At 70.9% G+C, this 16,024-nt stretch carries 15 protein-coding genes; 4 read left to right on the top strand and 11 right to left on the bottom strand.

Going from position 1 to position 16,024, the window contains the following annotated elements; all coding sequences use genetic code 11:
• Positions 1 to 69 precede the first annotated feature (69 nt).
• Both ACFVYR_RS11570 and ACFVYR_RS11565 read right to left on the bottom strand, forming a co-directional pair.
• On the bottom strand, positions 70 to 1,806 hold the full coding sequence (locus ACFVYR_RS11570) for an FAD-binding oxidoreductase (protein WP_384252033.1): 1,737 nt from the start codon (positions 1,804 to 1,806) through the stop codon (positions 70 to 72).
• 162 nt (positions 1,807 to 1,968) lie between these two features.
• Positions 1,969 to 2,637, bottom strand: a complete 669-nt coding sequence (locus ACFVYR_RS11565; protein ID WP_384252031.1) for a phosphotransferase — start codon at positions 2,635 to 2,637, stop codon at positions 1,969 to 1,971.
• Positions 2,638 to 2,869: 232 nt separating this feature from the next.
• Here ACFVYR_RS11565 and ACFVYR_RS11560 point away from each other — a divergent pair, with 232 nt between their 5' ends.
• Positions 2,870 to 3,931, top strand: a complete 1,062-nt coding sequence (locus tag ACFVYR_RS11560) for a YihY/virulence factor BrkB family protein (protein ID WP_384252029.1) — start codon at positions 2,870 to 2,872, stop codon at positions 3,929 to 3,931.
• A gap of 41 nt (positions 3,932 to 3,972) precedes the next feature.
• On the opposite strand, the gene ACFVYR_RS11555 is transcribed toward ACFVYR_RS11560, so the two are convergent.
• Positions 3,973 to 4,767 (bottom strand): SAM-dependent methyltransferase, encoded by a 795-nt coding sequence (locus tag ACFVYR_RS11555; RefSeq protein WP_384252026.1) that lies wholly within the window; start codon positions 4,765 to 4,767, stop codon positions 3,973 to 3,975.
• A gap of 262 nt (positions 4,768 to 5,029) precedes the next feature.
• On the opposite strand from ACFVYR_RS11555, the gene ACFVYR_RS11550 reads away from it, so the two are divergent.
• The gene (locus tag ACFVYR_RS11550; protein ID WP_384252024.1) at positions 5,030 to 5,218 is read left to right on the top strand and encodes an antitoxin; all 189 of its coding nucleotides are present in this window, start codon (positions 5,030 to 5,032) and stop codon (positions 5,216 to 5,218) included.
• Between the two features lie 147 nt (positions 5,219 to 5,365).
• Here the strand turns inward: ACFVYR_RS11550 and ACFVYR_RS11545 are convergent, their stop codons facing one another.
• The 3 genes from ACFVYR_RS11545 to ACFVYR_RS11535 form a co-directional block, all read right to left on the bottom strand.
• Positions 5,366 to 6,523 carry a hypothetical protein gene (locus tag ACFVYR_RS11545; protein WP_384252022.1) on the bottom strand — a complete coding sequence of 386 codons (1,158 nt, stop codon included), beginning with the start codon at positions 6,521 to 6,523 and terminating at the stop codon, positions 5,366 to 5,368.
• Positions 6,524 to 6,761: 238 nt separating this feature from the next.
• Positions 6,762 to 7,739, bottom strand: coding sequence for an SDR family NAD(P)-dependent oxidoreductase (locus ACFVYR_RS11540; protein WP_384252020.1), 978 nt, complete (start codon positions 7,737 to 7,739; stop codon positions 6,762 to 6,764).
• Positions 7,740 to 7,813: 74 nt separating this feature from the next.
• Entirely contained in the window at positions 7,814 to 8,998 is a 1,185-nt protein-coding gene (locus tag ACFVYR_RS11535) for a zinc-dependent alcohol dehydrogenase (protein ID WP_384252018.1), read from the bottom strand.
• Between the two features lie 562 nt (positions 8,999 to 9,560).
• On the opposite strand from ACFVYR_RS11535, the gene ACFVYR_RS11530 reads away from it, so the two are divergent.
• Both ACFVYR_RS11530 and ACFVYR_RS11525 read left to right on the top strand, forming a co-directional pair.
• A complete protein-coding gene (locus tag ACFVYR_RS11530; protein ID WP_384252016.1) occupies positions 9,561 to 10,352 on the top strand; it encodes a VOC family protein in 792 nt (263 codons plus the stop codon).
• Positions 10,353 to 10,469: 117 nt separating this feature from the next.
• A complete protein-coding gene (locus tag ACFVYR_RS11525; protein ID WP_384252013.1) occupies positions 10,470 to 11,612 on the top strand; it encodes a Ku protein in 1,143 nt (380 codons plus the stop codon).
• A 53-nt stretch (positions 11,613 to 11,665) separates the two neighbouring features.
• Here ACFVYR_RS11525 and ACFVYR_RS11520 read toward each other — a convergent pair whose 3' ends face one another.
• The 5 genes from ACFVYR_RS11520 to ACFVYR_RS11500 form a co-directional block, all read right to left on the bottom strand.
• A complete protein-coding gene (locus ACFVYR_RS11520) occupies positions 11,666 to 12,202 on the bottom strand; it encodes an isochorismatase family cysteine hydrolase (protein ID WP_384252010.1) in 537 nt (178 codons plus the stop codon).
• A 10-nt stretch (positions 12,203 to 12,212) separates the two neighbouring features.
• Positions 12,213 to 13,136: a non-homologous end-joining DNA ligase gene (gene ligD, locus ACFVYR_RS11515; protein WP_384252008.1), complete on the bottom strand. Its 924-nt coding sequence runs from the start codon at positions 13,134 to 13,136 to the stop codon at positions 12,213 to 12,215.
• An 82-nt stretch (positions 13,137 to 13,218) separates the two neighbouring features.
• Entirely contained in the window at positions 13,219 to 14,061 is an 843-nt protein-coding gene (locus ACFVYR_RS11510; protein ID WP_384252005.1) for an EamA family transporter, read from the bottom strand.
• Positions 14,062 to 14,189: 128 nt separating this feature from the next.
• Positions 14,190 to 14,876 carry an HAD family hydrolase gene (locus tag ACFVYR_RS11505; protein ID WP_384252004.1) on the bottom strand — a complete coding sequence of 229 codons (687 nt, stop codon included), beginning with the start codon at positions 14,874 to 14,876 and terminating at the stop codon, positions 14,190 to 14,192.
• Entirely contained in the window at positions 14,873 to 15,835 is a 963-nt protein-coding gene (locus ACFVYR_RS11500; RefSeq protein ID WP_384252003.1) for an LLM class F420-dependent oxidoreductase, read from the bottom strand. The genes ACFVYR_RS11505 and ACFVYR_RS11500 overlap by 4 nt, the downstream gene beginning before the upstream one ends.
• Positions 15,836 to 16,024: the final 189 nt, after the last annotated feature.

Below are 16,024 nucleotides of genomic sequence, written 5' to 3'. Positions count from 1 at the left end.
GCCCCGCGGCCACCGCCCTCACGGAGGTGGGACGGCGGCCGCAGGGCGCCTACAGGCGTACGACGGGGGTTACGGCAGGCGGATGGACTGCGCGTGCCGGAAGATGTCCTTCGGGTCCCAGGCCGCCTTCGCCTTCTGGAGGCGGGCGTAGTTGTCCTTGTAGTAGAGGCTGTTCCAGGCCGTCGACGAGGTGTTCCAGGCGGTGTCGCCGAGGTCCTTGTCGGGGTAGTTGACGTAGCAGCCGTCGTTGGTCTCGTTCGGTACGGGGACGCCGCCGGTCTCGGCGTACACGTCCCGGTAGAAGTCGCGGATCCACTCCAGGTGCCTGGCCTCGGTGGCCGGGTCGGTCCAGTACGTCTGGTACTGGAGCTTGAGCACCGAGTCGCGCTGCGGCACGGCGGTGTCGCCGGGCTTCACCGCGTTGATGCGGCCGCCGTAGGAGTCGACCTGGACCAGGGCGTCGGGGTTGTTGTAGTCGGTCCGGGACAGGTGCTTGTACATGGCCTTGATCTGCACGGCGGTGAAGCCCTTGCGTGCGTACGCCGACTTGTACTTGCCGTACAGCGTCGGGTTGCCGCCGCTGAGGTAGTCGGTGGCGATGTACCAGGGGAGCGTGCGCGGGGCGGCGAACTGCGGCATGGCCGCGTGCTCGCCCGCCCGCTGCGTCATGGCCCGGCGCGTGACGCCGACGCCCTCGGTGACCGCGGCCAGGTAGTCGTCGAGGAGGCCCTGGGCGCCGGGGACGGTGGCGTCCATCTGGGTCAGCAGGACGATGGAGCCGTTGGAGATGTGGTTCAGCTTCAGCAGTCCGAACAGCGAGTTGTACTTGGAGTCCGGCGCGCTGTTCTTCTCGTGCCAGGCGCCCCAGTTCTGCAGGAGCCGGGTGAAGGACGCCTCGGTCATGTCCTTCCAGGGGAAGGCCGTGGCGTGCACGAACACCTCGGACGGCGGCTTGGGCAGCAGCTTGGACGGGTCGGTGCCGGTCGCGCCGGGCGAGCGCAGCCAGTAGCGGGTGATCAGGCCGAAGTTGCCGCCACCGCCGCCGGTGTGCGCCCACCACAGGTCCTTCAGGGCGGCGGAGTCGGAGTCGCGGGTGGCGACGACCGCCTTGGCGGTGCCGTTCTTGTCGACCGTGACGACCTCGACGCCGTAGAGGTGGTCGACGGTCAGGCCCTGGAGGCGGGAGAGCAGACCGTAGCCACCACCCGATATGTGGCCGCCGACGCCGACGGAGGCGCAGGATCCGGCGGGGAGCGTGACGCCGTACAGCTTGTAGAGCGTCTCGTAGACCTGGAGGTTGGAGGCCCCGCCCTCGACCGCGAAGGCGTTCCTGCCGCTGTCGTAGTAGACCTGGGTCATCCCGGACATGTCGATGACGACCTGGACGTCCTTGTTGAAGACGAAGTCCTCGTAGCAGTGGCCGCCGCTGCGCACGGTGAGCCGCTTGCCCGCGGAGACGGCCTCCTGCACGGCCCGTACGGCCTGGGAGGTGGTCGTGACCAGGCGGACGTAGTCGGGCTTCGCGACCCAGCGCTGGTTGATGCCGCGCACCAGGTCGGGGAAGCGTGAGTCGCCCGGGGCGACGGTGATGTAGTCGGCCGTGCCGACGGTGGTCTGCGAGCCGGTGGCGGCGGTGGTCGCGGCGGCGGCGCCGGGGTGCGGGGCGGCCTCGGCGGTCGCGGGCAGTGCGGTGCTGAGGGCCGCTCCCCCGGCGACGGCGGCGGCGCCGGTGAGGAGGGATCTTCGCCCGAGGCCTCTGCCCCCACTTGCCTCGATTGCCTCGATGGCCTTGTTTGTCTTTCGCATGGGCACATGCCTCCAACGGGTCTGCACGCAAAGGAAGTTGAAAACGCATTGAACGATGATCGATCACGACACTAGCCCAGCGGGACAGGGGCGACGCAATAGCTCCAATGAGAAAACTGTCCGAACTGCCGCTCAAACTATGGTTGGTTGCAACATGTGCAACTATCGCCAGAAGGAGGCGGGCAGCAGGTCGACTTCGCGGGCGGCCAGATCAAGCTCGGCCGCGACCGGCTCCAGTGCCGTGTAGACCGGATCGCCGTCGGCGGCCATCCGGCGGATGACGTCGGCGTTGGTCCGGGCGCGCTCGGCCACCACGGACGCGAACGCCGCGCGGTCGCCGTCGTACGCGTAGGCATCGAGCAGCAGGTGCAGCCGCCGGGAGCGGTCCTCGAACGCGGTGAAGCCGGTGCGCTCCGCGAACTCGCGCGCGTGCAGGGGGACCCAGGTCAACGCCATGAAGGCCAGATCGAACTCGCGGGTCGAGGGGCCTGCCGTGTCCCAGTCGAAGAAGCCCGCGAGGCGCCCGTCGCGCCAGACAGCGTTCCACGGGGCGGCGTCGTGGTGGCCGATGACCAGGCCGGGCCGCCACGTCTGCCCGGCGAGCCAGCGGGCGTCCGGCGCGGGGACGAAGGACCGGGTCGCGTCGTGCAGCCTCCGCGCCCAGCGGCCGACGTCCGCCAGCGCGTTGTCGGAGTACACCCAGCCGGGCCACGGCAGCTCCTCCCCCGCCGTCTCGCCGTCGAGATGGGTCAGCACCTCGCGCCCTTGCTCGTCCATCCCCAGGACCCGGGGCGCCCCCTCCACCCCGACCGCCTCCAGATGACGCAGCACCGCATGCACCGCGGGCGTCCACGGCCGCACAGGCCGATGAACCGCGCCCCCGCGCCGCACCGCTCCCCCCGTCCTGCCACCGGGCAGGCGCCGCTCCGCATCATCCATGAGTCGGTTCTAGCGTGCCCCGGCCGCGGACGCAGCCGCATTTCGCGGCGACCGGGGCAGGCCCGAGGAGGATCCTCACCCGATTCCCAGGGATGGACGGCGCTCGTCCGGATACTCGTGGGGAATGGTCTGGACACCGAAACGGCAAGGAAAGCACGGCGAGCCCGCCCCGGTCGGTCATGACGGGGCCGACAGGCCGGGGGCGAGCGCCGGACTCGATGAGCAGGTGGAGCGGCAGGCGCCGGACACGCCGACCGAGTTGCCCAAACGCTCCTGGATGGCGGTGCTGAAGGGCACCGTCAAAGAGTTCAAGGACGACGAGCTGTCCGACAGGGCGGCGACACTGACGTACTACGGGATCCTGTCGCTCTTCCCGGCGCTGCTCACCCTGGTCTCACTGCTCGGGATCGTCGGAAGGTCGGCGTCCCAGGAGGTGCTGGACAGCATCCAGGACCTCGCGCCGGGCGCCGTGCGGGACGTTCTCAGCAGCGCCGTGAAGCAGTTGCAGGGCAATGCCGGGACCGGCTCGGTCATGGCGATCGTGGGTCTGCTGGTGGCGGTGTGGTCGGCGTCGGGTTACGTCGCCGCCTTCATCCGGAGCGCCAACGCCGTCTACGACATGCCGGAAGGCCGGCCCGTGTGGAAGGTGCTGCCGCTCCGGCTCGGCGTCACCGTGGTGCTGATGGTGCTCGCGGTGGTGAGCGCGCTGATCGTCGTGTTCACCGGTGGTCTGGCCGAGGAGGCCGGCAGCCTGCTCGGGGTCGGTGGCACGGCGCTGACGGTGTGGTCGATCGCGAAGTGGCCCGTGCTGCTCGTCCTCGTCACGATCATGATCGCCCTCCTGTACTGGGCGACGCCGAACGCCAAGGTCCGCGGGTTCCGCTGGATCACACCGGGCAGCTTCCTCGCGCTGGTGATCTGGATGATCTCCTCCGCCGGGTTCGCGCTGTACGTGGCCAACTTCGCCTCGTACAACAAGACGTACGGCACCTTCGCCGGTGTCATCGTGTTCCTGGTGTGGCTCTGGATCACGAACCTCGCGATCCTGCTCGGCCTCGAATTCGACGCGGAAATGGCCCGTCAGCGCGCCGTCGCGGGCGGTCTCCCGCCCGATCAGGAGCCGTACGTAGAGCCCCGCGACACCCGCGCGTGGGACGAGGAGGACCGGCGCCGCCTCGACCCGTGAGCGACCGGCGCGGCGGAGCGCAGTGGCGCGAAGGCGGGCTCTCAGCGCTTGCGCGCCACGCCTCCGTAGAAGCCGATCTCGGCCGACCGCTCCGGCGGCGGCGCGTCCGGGCGCCAGAACGGGACCTGGGCGAGGCCCGGTTCGACGAGTTCGAAGCCGTCGAAGAGCCGCTCGACCTCCGCGCGGGTGCGCAGGTTCAGTGACGCGGTGGCGTTGCGGTAGACGGCCTGGGCCCCGCTGCGGTCGGCGAAGTCACCCGTGGCGTGCGAGAGGACCAGGAAGCTGCCGGCCGGCAGCGCGTCCCGCAGCGTGGCGACGACCTCGCCGGGCCGCTCCGCCTCGGTGAGGAAGTGCAGGACGGCGACGAGGAGCAGGGCGACCGGCTCGTCGAAGTCGATGACGCGGCGGACGTCGGGGTGCTCCACCACGGCACGCGGATCGCGCAGGTCACCGAGGACGATGCTGGTCGCGCCGGAGCGGCTGAGCAGCGCGTCGGCGTGCGACTTCACGATCGGGTCGTTGTCGACGTACGCGACGCGTACGTCCGGGGCGATCTCCTGGGCGGTCTCGTGCACATTGGGCGAGGTCGGCAGCCCGGTGCCGATGTCGAGGATCTGGCGCACGCCGCCGCGGACGGCGAACCGGACTGCGCGCTGCAGGAAGGCCCGGTTGGCCTGCACCCCGATCCGCACCTCGGGCGCCACGGCGGCGAGCTCGTCGGCGGCGTTCTGGTCCACCTCGTAGTTGTCCTTGCCGCCGAGCAGGTAGTCGTAGATCCGCGCGGGGTGCGGCCTGCTGGTGTCTATCGTCCCGGTGGGAAAACCGTCCTGCCGCACGCCGCGCTCCTCTCGACCACCACTCCCGCCCCTGCCCGCGGGCGGCAGTCGACAGCTTCCCACATCAACTGCGCACTCCAGGCACGCAGTTACGGGAGCAGACGCCCTGGTCACACGCGGTGCGCAGGGCACGGGACCACCCACCACGATGCTCGATCGCACGTTCGAGTGCGATGCCGTGGTGACGAGCCACCGGATGCGAACCGGGGCGCACTGCGCAAGCCTGGACGTGGGGGCGGCAATGCAGAGAGGCAGGCACTCCATGTCAGTCATGGACAAGCTCAAGCAGATGCTCAAGGGCCACGAGTCCCAGGCCGGTAAGGGAGTCGACAAGGCGGGTGACTTCGTCGACGACAGGACCCAGGGCAAGTACAGCGGCCAGGTCGACACCGCCCAGGACAAGCTGAAGAACCAGTTCGGCCGGGATCAGGACCAGCCGCCGCACGCCTAGGCCGCGCGCCCGGAACCGGACCTCGTGGACCCGGAAGGACCCGAATCCCGGTCCGCCCCGGCACCGGGCGCGGCCCCGCACGTGGACATGCCCGTCTCCACGTGCGGGGCCCGCCTCCACGTGCGGGGCTCCTCACCCTGCGTACGCCTACTTGTGGTGCGGGTCCCGGAAGCGCCCGAACGGTTTCGTGAGGGCGCTCAGCAGCGAACCGTCCGGCTTGGCCGCCCCCGGCTTGAGCGGCCCGGACACCGCCCCGTCGCCACCCGTCGCCTCCGCCAGGGCCGCCTGCGCCGCCTCGGCCGCCTCCCGGTACAGGTCGCAGGAGTTGGTCATCGCCTCCAGCGCCTCCGCGTACTTGGTGACCATGGCCTGGGCGTGGGCCAGCTCCTCTTCGGGGGTGAGCAGGTGCCAGCCCTGGCGCAGCCGCGTCAGGGCCCGCTCCGCCTCGCCCTCCAGCGGTCGCGGACGCGCGGCGAACTCCTTGATCCTGTCCAGGAGTTCGGTCGGCTCCGAACCGTCGAGGAAGACACTGCGCACCGTGAAGCGCTCCGCGTCGTAGTCCGGGTCCTTCGGATCGGAGGGCAGGACGACGCCTCCGCCGCGCGGCACCCGTACGCCCAGCTCGCGCTTGACCGCGAAGTCGACGATCTGCGCCTGCTCCGGCGTGCCGCGGTGCTCGACCACCAGGTGCCGCAGGCTCGGCGGCAGGAACACCGAGACCGGCCGCTGTCCCTTCGCGTCCGGCGTCATCGCCTCATGCACCACGACGTGGATGAACCAGCTCTGCCGTGCGGCGTCCCGCAGCCGGTGGCGCAGCTCGTCGTCGTCCTTGGGCAGGTGGTTCGTCGACCGCAGACGCAGGCCCGGGACCGTGTCGTGGTCCCAGGCGATGCGGTCGCTGTCCGGCCAGAACATGGTGGCGGGCGAGGGCCAGTGCGCGTCCCACGTCAGTGCCGCCTCGGCGGCCAGGATCCAGGTGACTCCCTCGCCCTCCTTGCGGCGGGCCTCGGGGTCGTACGTGGTCAGCTGTGCGCGTACGGTGACGTCGTCGGCCACGCGCCAGCGCGCCTCGAAGACGCGGCGGGCCGACGGGCCCGGGTCGGCGCTCTCGTCCCGCGGGTACAGGACGGTGGAGCGCGCCGCCTCGACGGGGTCGAGGTCCAGGAAGTCGTCGAGCACCCCGGCCGCCTTGAGGGCGATCAGGTTACGCCGGACGTCCTGCTCGGGCTCCGGCCCGAGATGTCTGCCGCGCGCGAGCCACGCGGTGTCGGGGACAGTGGCCGATGGGGTGCTGTTCTTGGTCATGGAGTCGTTCTGTGAGTGATCAGGGCCCGACCAGTATGGCCCGTCGACCTCTCAATGGAAGGGCTAAGGCCTCATTGGCTTCACCACGCCCCTCACCACGACCCTGATCACGGCCCGGCCCCGGCTCCGGCACGGCCTTGTCCCACGGCCTCCGTGAGAACCTTCACGTCACGGCCCGGCGTGAGAACCTTCACGCGCCCGGCCCGCTCGCCGGACCACCCCGGGACCTCGGACCGGCCTACTTCCGCCGCGCGTTGTAGGCATCGGCCGCCCTCTCGTTCATGGCGCTGCCCCACGCCTGGAACGTGCTGCTCACAGCGCCGTCGGGCGGATCGACGTCCGCGCCGCGCCGCATGGCCCTTCGGCCCCCGGGCGCCCCCGGCAGCAGCCGCGCCAGGACGCCGTTGAGCCGCGTCGTCGTGGCCGGCGCCAGACCGTGGGCCAGGTCGGCGGCGCGGGCCGCGGGCGTCAGGACCAGGCGGGTGCGGCGCCGGACGACCGCCTTGACGATGCGTTCGGCGGCGCGCTGCGCGTTCATCGATACGACGGGGGCACCGGCCAGCGCCGAGAACCAGCCGTACTCGCCGCTGCGGTCCCCGCCGAACTGCGCGTGCAGATGTGATCCGGTGCGCATCAGGCCGGGGTAGACCGCGGTGACGCTCACGCCGCTGGGGCCCGCTTCCGCGTTCAGCCCCTCGGCCAGGATGCCGGTCGCCGCCTTGGCGCTCGCGTAGGGGAGCATGTGCGGCACGCCCAGCAGACCGCCGACCGACGAGATCAGCCCCAGGCGGCCGCCCCGCCCGCTCTCCCTGAGGTACGGGAGCGCTTCGAGCGAGGTGTGCACAGCGCCCATGAACAAGGTGTCCATGGCGTCCCTGAACTCGGCGGCACCGATGGCCTCCACCGGTGCCACCTGGATGATCCCGGCGTTTGCGATGACGATGTCGGGGCCGCCGCAGTCGTCGTGGGCCGTGCGGAACATCTGGTGGACGGACTCCTGGTCGCGCACGTCGCAGACGGCGGTGTGGACGGCTGCGCCGGGGTGCCGGTGGCGCAACTTCCGCTGGGCTGCGGCGAGTTCGTCGGCGTCCCGTGCGGCGACGACCACCGTGGCGCCGCGTGCGGCGAGGCGGTCGGCCATGAGCAGACCGAGGCCGCGGGAGCCGCCGGTGACGAGCGCCGTCGTTCCCGACAACGACTCCGTGAAGTGCGACATGAGCGTCCTGACGTCCCTTCCCTGTCCACTCCCCCTGCTGCCCTCTGTGCTCCCGCTGCTGCCCCTCTGCGCGCTCAGGGCTTGAGCAGCGTCTTGATCATGCCGTCTTCCTTGTCCTGGAACATCTGGTAGACCTTGGGCCCGTCCTCCAGCGGCATGTGGTGCGTGGCGAAGCTGTCGACGCCGAGCGGGTCATCGTCGGTGAGGAGCGGCAGGATGTCGTCCACCCAGTGCCGCACGTTCGCCTGCCCCATGCGCAGCTGGATCTGCTTGTCGAACATGGTCAGCAGCGGCATGGGGTCGACCGCACCGCCGTAGACACCGGAGATGGAGACCGTGCCGCCGCGCCGCACGATGTCGATGGCCGTGTAGAGCGCGTTGAGCCGGTCGATGCCTGCGCGGTCCATGAGCTTCTCCGCCAGGGCGTCGGGCAGGAGGCCCACGCCCCACTGGGCCGCCTTGGCCAAGGGCGCGCCGTGCGCCTCCATGCCGACGGCGTCGATGACGGCGTCCGTGCCGCGTCCGTCGGTGAGATCGCGGATGGCGTCACCGAGGTCCTTGCCGTAGCGGCGCAGGTCGAGGCATTTGACGCCGTCCGCGTGCGCGCGGCTCAGCCGTTCGGGCACCAGGTCGACCCCGACCACGAGGCTCGCGCCCCGGTGGAGCGCGATGCGCGCGGCCATGGCGCCGATCGGGCCGAGCCCGAGGACGGTCACCGTGCCGCCCGCCGGGATGTCGGCGTACTCGACGGCCTGCCAGGCGGTGGGGAGCACGTCGGAGAGGAAGACGAACCGGTCGTCCGGGGGCCCCGAGGGCACCTTGATGGGCAGGGTGTTGCCGAACGGCACCCGCAGGAGTTCCGCCTGTCCGCCGGGCACCTGGCCGTAGAGCTTGGTGTACCCGAAGAGCGCGGCGCCCGAGCCGCGCTCCTTGACCTGGGTGGTCTCGCACTGGGAGTGCAAGCCCCTGTCGCACATGAAGCAGCTGCCGCAGGAGACGTTGAACGGCACCACCACGCGGTCGCCGACCGAGAGCTCGGTGACGTCCCTGCCGACCTCCTCGACGATGCCCATCGGTTCGTGGCCCAGGATGTCGCCGGGGTCGAGGTAGGGCCCGAGGACCTCGTACAGGTGCAGGTCGGAACCGCAGACCCCGGTGGATGTCACCCGCACGATGACGTCGGTCGCGTCCTTGAGCTCGGGGTCGGGGACGTTCTCGACACGGACGTCCCTCTTGCCGTGCCAGGTGAGTGCGCGCATCGGGTCTCCTCCAGTCGCAGTTGCGCTCGGCTGGTTACGTGTCTCCCGTGAGCGCGCCGTCATGCCTCCGCAGGCGTCGACTACCCGAAACATAAGCGTCAAAAACCCCTAAAATGGTCCGCAATGGACTCACCCATCTGGATTCCCGGCTGATATGGATTCCAGGTCGACACGGATCCGGCCTCCTGGTTCCTGCGGATCCGCCGTGCGCGTTCGCGAGTGGGAGCGTTCACGGAGACGATGAGAAGACCCCGGCGCTTCTGTCGCGGAACGCGTCCTGCCCGGGTGACGTCGCTGAGAGGAAGAGCGCCATGAGCGTGCCCGTACCGCCCGACCCCGACACCCGGCCCACCCCGCAGCCGGACCCCGGCCCCCGCCCCGGCGGCCCCGCCCCGGGCCCCCACCCTGGACCGGGTCCCGTGCCGACCCCGGGGCCGGACCCCGTGCCGGATCCGGCACCCGCGCCCACTCCCCCTTCGCCGCCCCTCTGAACAGCGGCGACCATTGATTTTCGGGCGTTCATGACGCCGGCACGGCACGGACACCTCAGGACGGTACGCAGATGAACAGCCACAAAGCACTCACCAGCGAGGTAGCGGTCAGCGACCAGGTCTACGGCGCACCCTGCTGGGTCAGCCTGACCGCACGCGATCTGGGGACGGCGGAGCGCTTCTACCAGGCGGTACTGGGATGGGAGTGGCGCGGCGGCAAACTGGGCGACCAGTACCGGTTCGCGAGTGTGAACGGCGTGCCGGTGGCGGGTGTCTCCGCCATGGACAGCCTGGGGCAGATGGCGGTCGCGTGGACGCCCTACTTCGCCGTGTCGAACGCCGACGAGACGGTCGCCCGCAGCCAGGAGCGCGGCGGGACCACCGCCGTGGGGCCGATCTCGTTCCCGCCCGGCCGCGCGGCTCTGCTCGCCGACCGCGACGGGGCCGTCTTCGGCATCTGGGAGGGTGACCTGGTGGTCGGCTGGGAGAAGTGGCGCGGCGCGGCGCCGACCTTCGCCGAGCTGCACACCCGCAACGCCTTCGACGCGGCCATCTTTTACGGCGAGGTGCTCGGCTGGGCGTCCGCGGAGCCCGGCGCCTGCGACGTCGACTACGAGGACGAAGAGGTCGTCCTGCGCAGCCAGGGAGACGTGGTGGCCCGCATCCATTCGGGCGCGGTGGACTCGGCGCCCGACCCCGCGATCCGGCCCCGCTGGCAGATCCACTTCACCGTCGACGACGTGGAGGCCTGCGTCCGGGCCGCGCGCACCCACGGGGGCAGCGTCCTGCTCCGCGACGAGGGGTCGGCGGAGGCGGTCCTGAGGGATCCGGACGGTGCGCGTTTCGTGGTGAACGCGCGGTAGCAGCCGCGGTGGGGCGAATCCGCCCCCGCCCCTTCCTCCGGATGCGCCTGCCCGCGCCCCGGGGTGCCATGGCAGGAGACAGGAACGTGGCAGGAGAGAGGAAGGGGTGACGTCGCTATGGCGCGTCCAGTGTGGAGCGGAACCGTGACCTTCGGCCTCGTGTCCCTGCCCGTCCAGATGTACACCGCCACGGACAGCCACACCGTCCGCTTCCACCAGCTCCAGCGAGGTACGTCCGATCGGGTTCGCAACAAACGGGTGAATGAGCGCACGGGCGAGGAAGTGCCTCTCGACGAGATCGTCAAGGCCTACGACGCCGGTGACGAGTACGTGGTGGTCGAGCCCGGCGAGCTGGAGGACATCGCCCCCGGCCGCTCCAAGGCGCTGGAGATCACCGGCTTCGTCGATCTGGAGGACGTCGAGCCGGTCTTCTTCGACAAGACGTACTACCTCGGCCCGAAGGGCAAGGAGTACGCCAAGATCTACGCCTTGCTGGAGAAGGCGCTCGCCGAGGCGGGCCGCGTCGGCATCGCCACGTTCGTGATGCGCAACCGCCAGTACCTGGTCGCGGTGAAGGCCGAGGACGGTCTTCTGACACTGCACACACTCCACTGGGCCGACGAGATCCGTGACCCGCGCGACGAGATCGACAGCCTGCCGGAGAAGACCGAGGTCACCGACCGGGAGCTGAAGATGGCGCGGCAGCTCGTGGACACCCTGCGTATCGAGTGGAAGCCCGAGGACTTCCACGACACCTACCAGGAGCAGGTGGCCGCTCTCATCGAGGCCAAACGCACCGGTGAGAGCGTCGAGAAGGCGGAACCGCCCGCCGAGTCCACGAACGTCGTCGACCTCATGGACGCGCTGCGGGCCAGCGTCGACCGGGCGAAGAGGCCCGCGGACAAGCCCGCCAAGACGTCCGCGAAGAAGTCCGCACAGAAGTCCGCGGAGCAGCCCTCGGAAAGCGGCGAGGCGAAGTCCGGCTCCGACGGCGTCCGGCCGCCGACCCACATCCGCGACGCCGCCGAACGCCGGTCCGCGAGGGCCGGGAGCCGTAAACCGGCGGAGCCCCGGGCGAGGAAGTCCGCCGCGTCCAAGGCGCGGAAAGGCACCGCGAAAGGCCGCTCGCTCGACTCCCTCACCAAGGCCGAGCTCTACGAACGGGCCACCGACGCCGAGATCCCCGGCCGCTCCTCCATGAACCGTGAGGAACTCGTCGATGCCCTGCGCGACGCGCGCAGGCACAAGGCGACTTCCTGAGAGGCTGTGTCATGTCCCCGGCCCGGTGGTCGCCGCGGAAGGACCGACCGTCCTCACAACTCGATGCGTTCCACGGCCGTGACCTCCGCGGCCATGTTGCGCCGCATCATGCGCAGCGCCGCGTCCGCCAGGTCCGGGTCGATGGCCGCCACGGCGTCCTCGGCGACGACCACGTCCAGATGCCTGATGTGGGCGTCGAGCGCCGAGTAGAGCACGCACTGCTCGGTGACCTGGCCGCAGAGGATCACCTCCTCCACACCCAGCTGGGAGAGGAGGTACGTCAGGGGTGTCTCGAAGAAGATCGAGTGCCGGGCCTTGATCACGAAGAGGGAGTCCTCGTCGGGCCTGATCGGTTCGATCACGTCGGCGTGCGGCCCGGCGAGGGCGGTCTCGACGAGTTCGCCGTGGTGCGAGCGCCATTCGCCGAAGTTGTCGTTGGCGTAGATGACGGGCACCCCCGCGGCGCGCGCCCGCTCCAGTAGCCGGACCATGGCGGGCAGGGCCTTGCGGACCCCGGACAGGAGTACGTCCGCGTCCCGGTGCTCGTACGTGTTGATCATGTCGATGACGATGACTACCCGCTTGCTCATGCTTCTGTGCTCACTCCGTTTCGTCCACGAGGCGCCGCAGCCGCCGGGCCGCCGGGGCCACCCCACGGCCTCGGCGCGTCGGCTCCGCCCAGGGATCCTGCTCCAGCCTGTCGCCGAGGTCGGTGACGGTCCAGCGGCGGGCGCTCAGTTCCGGTTCGGCCAGCTCGTGCCAGCCGAGCGGTACGGCGACGGGGGCGCCCGGCAACGACCTGACGGCGAAGGGCGCGACCGCGGTCTGGGCGTACCCGTTCCGCGCGACGTCAAGGTAGAGCCGCCCCTTGCGGGCGTCCTTGCGCGCCTCGGTCGTCAGCTCCTTCGGGTACCGCGCGGCGAGGGTGTCCGCGGTGGCGCGGGCGAACGCGAGTACGTCGTCGACCTCGTCGCGCCGGTTCAGCGGTACGACGACGTGCAGGCCGAGGGAGCCCGAAGTCATCAGGCCCGAGGGCAGCTCCAGCTCCTCAAGGAGAGCGCGAAGGCGGTGGGCCGCGCGGCGTACGGGCTCGAATCCGTCGGCGGACGGGTCCAGGTCGAACACCAGGCGGTCGGGGTGGCGCGGCCGGTCGGCGCGGCTCAGCCAGCGGTGCGGAGTGATGCACGCCTGGCCCGCGAGGTAGGCCAGGGTCGCCGTGTCCTCGCACAGCACATGGGTGACCTCGCCGTTCTCCTTGGGCACCGCGGCGCGATGGATCCAGTCGGGGAAGTAGTCGGAGACCTCCTTCTGGTAGAAGCGGTCGCCGTCGATTCCGTCCGGCATCCGTTCGAGCATCAGGGGCCTGCCGCGCAGTTCGGGGAGCATGCGCGGGGCGACGCGGCGGTAGTGCTCCACGAGATCGGCCTTGGTGATGCCGTCCTCGGGGAAGAGCGTCTTCTCGGGCCGCTTCACTTCGACCGTGCGTCGGCCGACCCGCAGCTCAAGGGTGGGAGTGGGGCTCATGTCACCGCCTCCTTCGTACCGATGGTGTTCATGATCTCCTCAGTGACGGGGCCACCGCACTCCGGGCCGAGGGGGCGGACACTCATCCCAGGGTCAGCAGGACGATGGCGGCGCCCGCGCCGAGCAGACCGGCCGCCTGGGGTTTCGTGACCTTCTCGTGGAGCACCGCGAGGCCGAGCAGCGTGGGGATGGCCGGGTACAGGGAGGCCAGGACGACGGCGATGGCCAGCATCTGCTGCTGGGCCGCCAGGAGGTAGAGGATGAGGCCCAGTGCGGCTCCCGCCCCGATCCCGGCGGCCTGGACCTGGCGCGGCCACGGCTCCCGGAACCGGGGCGCGTGCCGCCACGCACTCGGGATCAGGACGAGGACGGCGGCCAGCCGGCCCGCGGCCACCGGCCAGAGGCCGCTGACGGCATCGGCCTGGGCGAGCCCGATGTACTGCACGGCCACGCCCATGCTCGCGAGCAGGCCGTCGACGGGCGCCGGCCCTCCGGCACGCAGGCTTCCACGGTGCGGGCCTCCTCCGGCGACGAGCCACAGGGCGGGCACGGTGACGCAGATGCCCAGCCAGGCCAGGGCGGTGGGCCGGTCCCCGAGGAAGCACACGCCGCACAGGACGGACAACGCCACCCCGGTGACGGCGCTCACCGGCACCACCACACTCATCGCTCCGCGGCTCATGCCACGGTTGAGGAAGAGCATGGCCGTCGCGCTTCCGGCACCGGACAGTGTGCCCCAGAGCAGGTCCACCGGGCGTACGGCGTCCGCGGACATCACCAGGGCGGCGACGAGCGCGAGAAGCAGTCCGCCCACCTGGCCGACGAAGGTGACGACGGCGAAGTGGACGCGGCGGGACAGCAGGCCGCCCGCGAAGTCCACGACGCCGTAGCAGGCGGCCGACGCGAGTGCGAGAAGAGGTCCCATCAGTGCGCGCGGCCCCCGGCGACGGTGATGATCGATATGCCCGGCACGACCCGCTCGGTCGGCATGACGGCCCCCTCCTCGACGTAACTCCTGCCTTCAGACCCCTTGAGACTCTTCGGATCCTCGGATCAGCCGCGTTCCAACTGGCCGAAGACGCTGTCGTCGAGCCGCGCGAGCAGATCCGCGGGGTCCTGGTAGACCGCCACCGCACCGGCCTCCTCCAGATCTGCCCGCGGGATGCCGCCCGACAGCAGGGCCACGGGACGCACGCCGGCCCGTACCGCGGCCTGCATGTCCCACACCGTGTCGCCGATGAAGACCGCGCTGTCGGCGCTCGCTCCGGCCAGATCGAGCGCCTGGTGCACCGGGTCCGGGGCCGGTTTGCCCGCGGCCACGTCGTCCGCGCTCGCCGTCCCCGCGATCACGTCGTCCGCGTCGATGGCCCGGCGCAGGGCTTCGAGCTCGCGGCCCCCGGCGGACGTGGCGAGGACGTTGCGCCAGCCCCGGTCCGCGAGGGCGTGCAGGAGGTCGTGCGCGCCGTCGAGGGGCGCCAGCCGGTCGGAGTAGGCGCCGTACAGCGCCTTGTGGGCCGAGCTGATCTGCCCGTCCTGGTCCTTGTCGCGGTCCTCGCCGAGCAGGTGCTCGATGAGGTCGTCGGAGCCGAGGCCGATCGACCGGTGGATGGCGTGCGTGGACACGCGGTGGCCTGCCTGGCGGAAGGCCTCCCACCAGGTCGTCACATGCAGGTGGTTGGTGTCCACGAGGGTTCCGTCGACGTCGAACAGCGCCGCGCGCCCGGCGCGTCCCCCGCTCATGAGCCGCTCCGGAGCCGCGGCAGGACACTGGCACCGTAGAAGTCGAAGAAGCCCTGCTGATCGGGCCCCATCTGGGCCACGTACACCTCGTCGAAGTCTGCCTCCACGAAGGCTCGCACCGCGCTCACATGCTCCTCCACGTCGTCGCCGCAGGTGACCGCCGAGCGGATCATGTCCTCGGTGACCAGCTGGGCGGCCTGCTCGAAGTGTTTCGGTGTCGGCAGGAGCTGGCCCAGCTCGCCCGGCAGGTGGTCGGTCGGCCAGAGGCGGTGCGCCGTCTTCACCGACCGGTCGCGGTCGGGGCCCCAGCAGACCTTCAGCCCGCCGACGACCGGCTTGCGGCCGCCGCCCGCCGACCGGAACCGCCCCACGAGGTCGGCGTCGGGCGTCATCGTGACGAAGCCGTCCCCGATACGTCCCGCCAGCGCGGCCGCCCGTGGGCCGAACCCGGAGACATAGATGGGCGGCGGCTGCTCCGGTCGGGTGTAGAGGCGGGCGTTCTCCACGGTGTAGTGGCGTCCCCGGTGGGTGACCTGCTCGCCCGTGAAGAGCTGCCGGATGACCTGGACGGCCTCTTCCAGCATGTCCATCCGCTGCTCGGCGTCGGGCCACCGCTCACCGACGACATGCTCGTTGAGCGCCTCCCCGGTCCCCACCCCGAACCGGAACCGGCCCTCCGTCAGCACGGCGGACGTGGCCGCCGCCTGCGCGTTGACCGCGGGGTGCATACGGACCGTGGGGCAGGTGACCAGCGTCGTCACCGGCAGCGAGCAGACCTGGGACAGCGCCCCGATCATCGACCACACGAAGGAGCTCTGCCCCTGTTCGTCGTTCCATGGGTGGTAGTGGTCCGAGATGGCGAGCACCTCGAATCCGGCCTCCTCGGCCGCCCTGGCCTGCGAAAGGAGCTCAGCGGGCGCGAACTCCTCGCACGACAGGAAGTATCCGTAGACGGTCATGGCGCGTGGCGCTCCTTCGTATGAGTCCCTCTCACAGGTTCACGCAGTCCACGGCGCGCCACACACTGGACGGACCCGATGGGTGAACCGGCGAGTCGACGCAGCGGGTACCCAGCGGGGGGCGAGTCACACGGGGGGTGTTCTGCCTCGTGGGCACCATGCGGCCGAGGCCGCCGGGAGTGCTCCCTG

Origin of the sequence: Streptomyces sp. NPDC058284, from assembly GCF_042881135.1 — a bacterium.
In the GTDB taxonomy this organism is placed as follows: Bacteria; Actinomycetota; Actinomycetes; order Streptomycetales; family Streptomycetaceae; genus Streptomyces.
This window is presented reverse-complemented; position numbering and strand designations above follow the sequence as displayed.

Coding starts and splice junctions, on each gene's coding strand:
- ACFVYR_RS11570 (WP_384252033.1), bottom strand. CDS start 1,806: ATGCGAAAGACAAACAAGGCCATCGAGGCAATCGAGGCAAGTGGGGGC.
- ACFVYR_RS11560 (WP_384252029.1), top strand. CDS start 2,870: ATGGTCTGGACACCGAAACGGCAAGGAAAGCACGGCGAGCCCGCCCCG.
- ACFVYR_RS11550 (WP_384252024.1), top strand. CDS start 5,030: ATGTCAGTCATGGACAAGCTCAAGCAGATGCTCAAGGGCCACGAGTCC.
- ACFVYR_RS11545 (WP_384252022.1), bottom strand. CDS start 6,523: ATGACCAAGAACAGCACCCCATCGGCCACTGTCCCCGACACCGCGTGG.
- ACFVYR_RS11540 (WP_384252020.1), bottom strand. CDS start 7,739: ATGTCGCACTTCACGGAGTCGTTGTCGGGAACGACGGCGCTCGTCACC.
- ACFVYR_RS11535 (WP_384252018.1), bottom strand. CDS start 8,998: ATGCGCGCACTCACCTGGCACGGCAAGAGGGACGTCCGTGTCGAGAAC.
- ACFVYR_RS11530 (WP_384252016.1), top strand. CDS start 9,561: ATGAACAGCCACAAAGCACTCACCAGCGAGGTAGCGGTCAGCGACCAG.
- ACFVYR_RS11525 (WP_384252013.1), top strand. CDS start 10,470: ATGGCGCGTCCAGTGTGGAGCGGAACCGTGACCTTCGGCCTCGTGTCC.
- ACFVYR_RS11520 (WP_384252010.1), bottom strand. CDS start 12,202: ATGAGCAAGCGGGTAGTCATCGTCATCGACATGATCAACACGTACGAG.
- ligD (WP_384252008.1), bottom strand. CDS start 13,136: ATGAGCCCCACTCCCACCCTTGAGCTGCGGGTCGGCCGACGCACGGTC.
- ACFVYR_RS11510 (WP_384252005.1), bottom strand. CDS start 14,061: ATGGGACCTCTTCTCGCACTCGCGTCGGCCGCCTGCTACGGCGTCGTG.
- ACFVYR_RS11505 (WP_384252004.1), bottom strand. CDS start 14,876: ATGAGCGGGGGACGCGCCGGGCGCGCGGCGCTGTTCGACGTCGACGGA.
- ACFVYR_RS11500 (WP_384252003.1), bottom strand. CDS start 15,835: ATGACCGTCTACGGATACTTCCTGTCGTGCGAGGAGTTCGCGCCCGCT.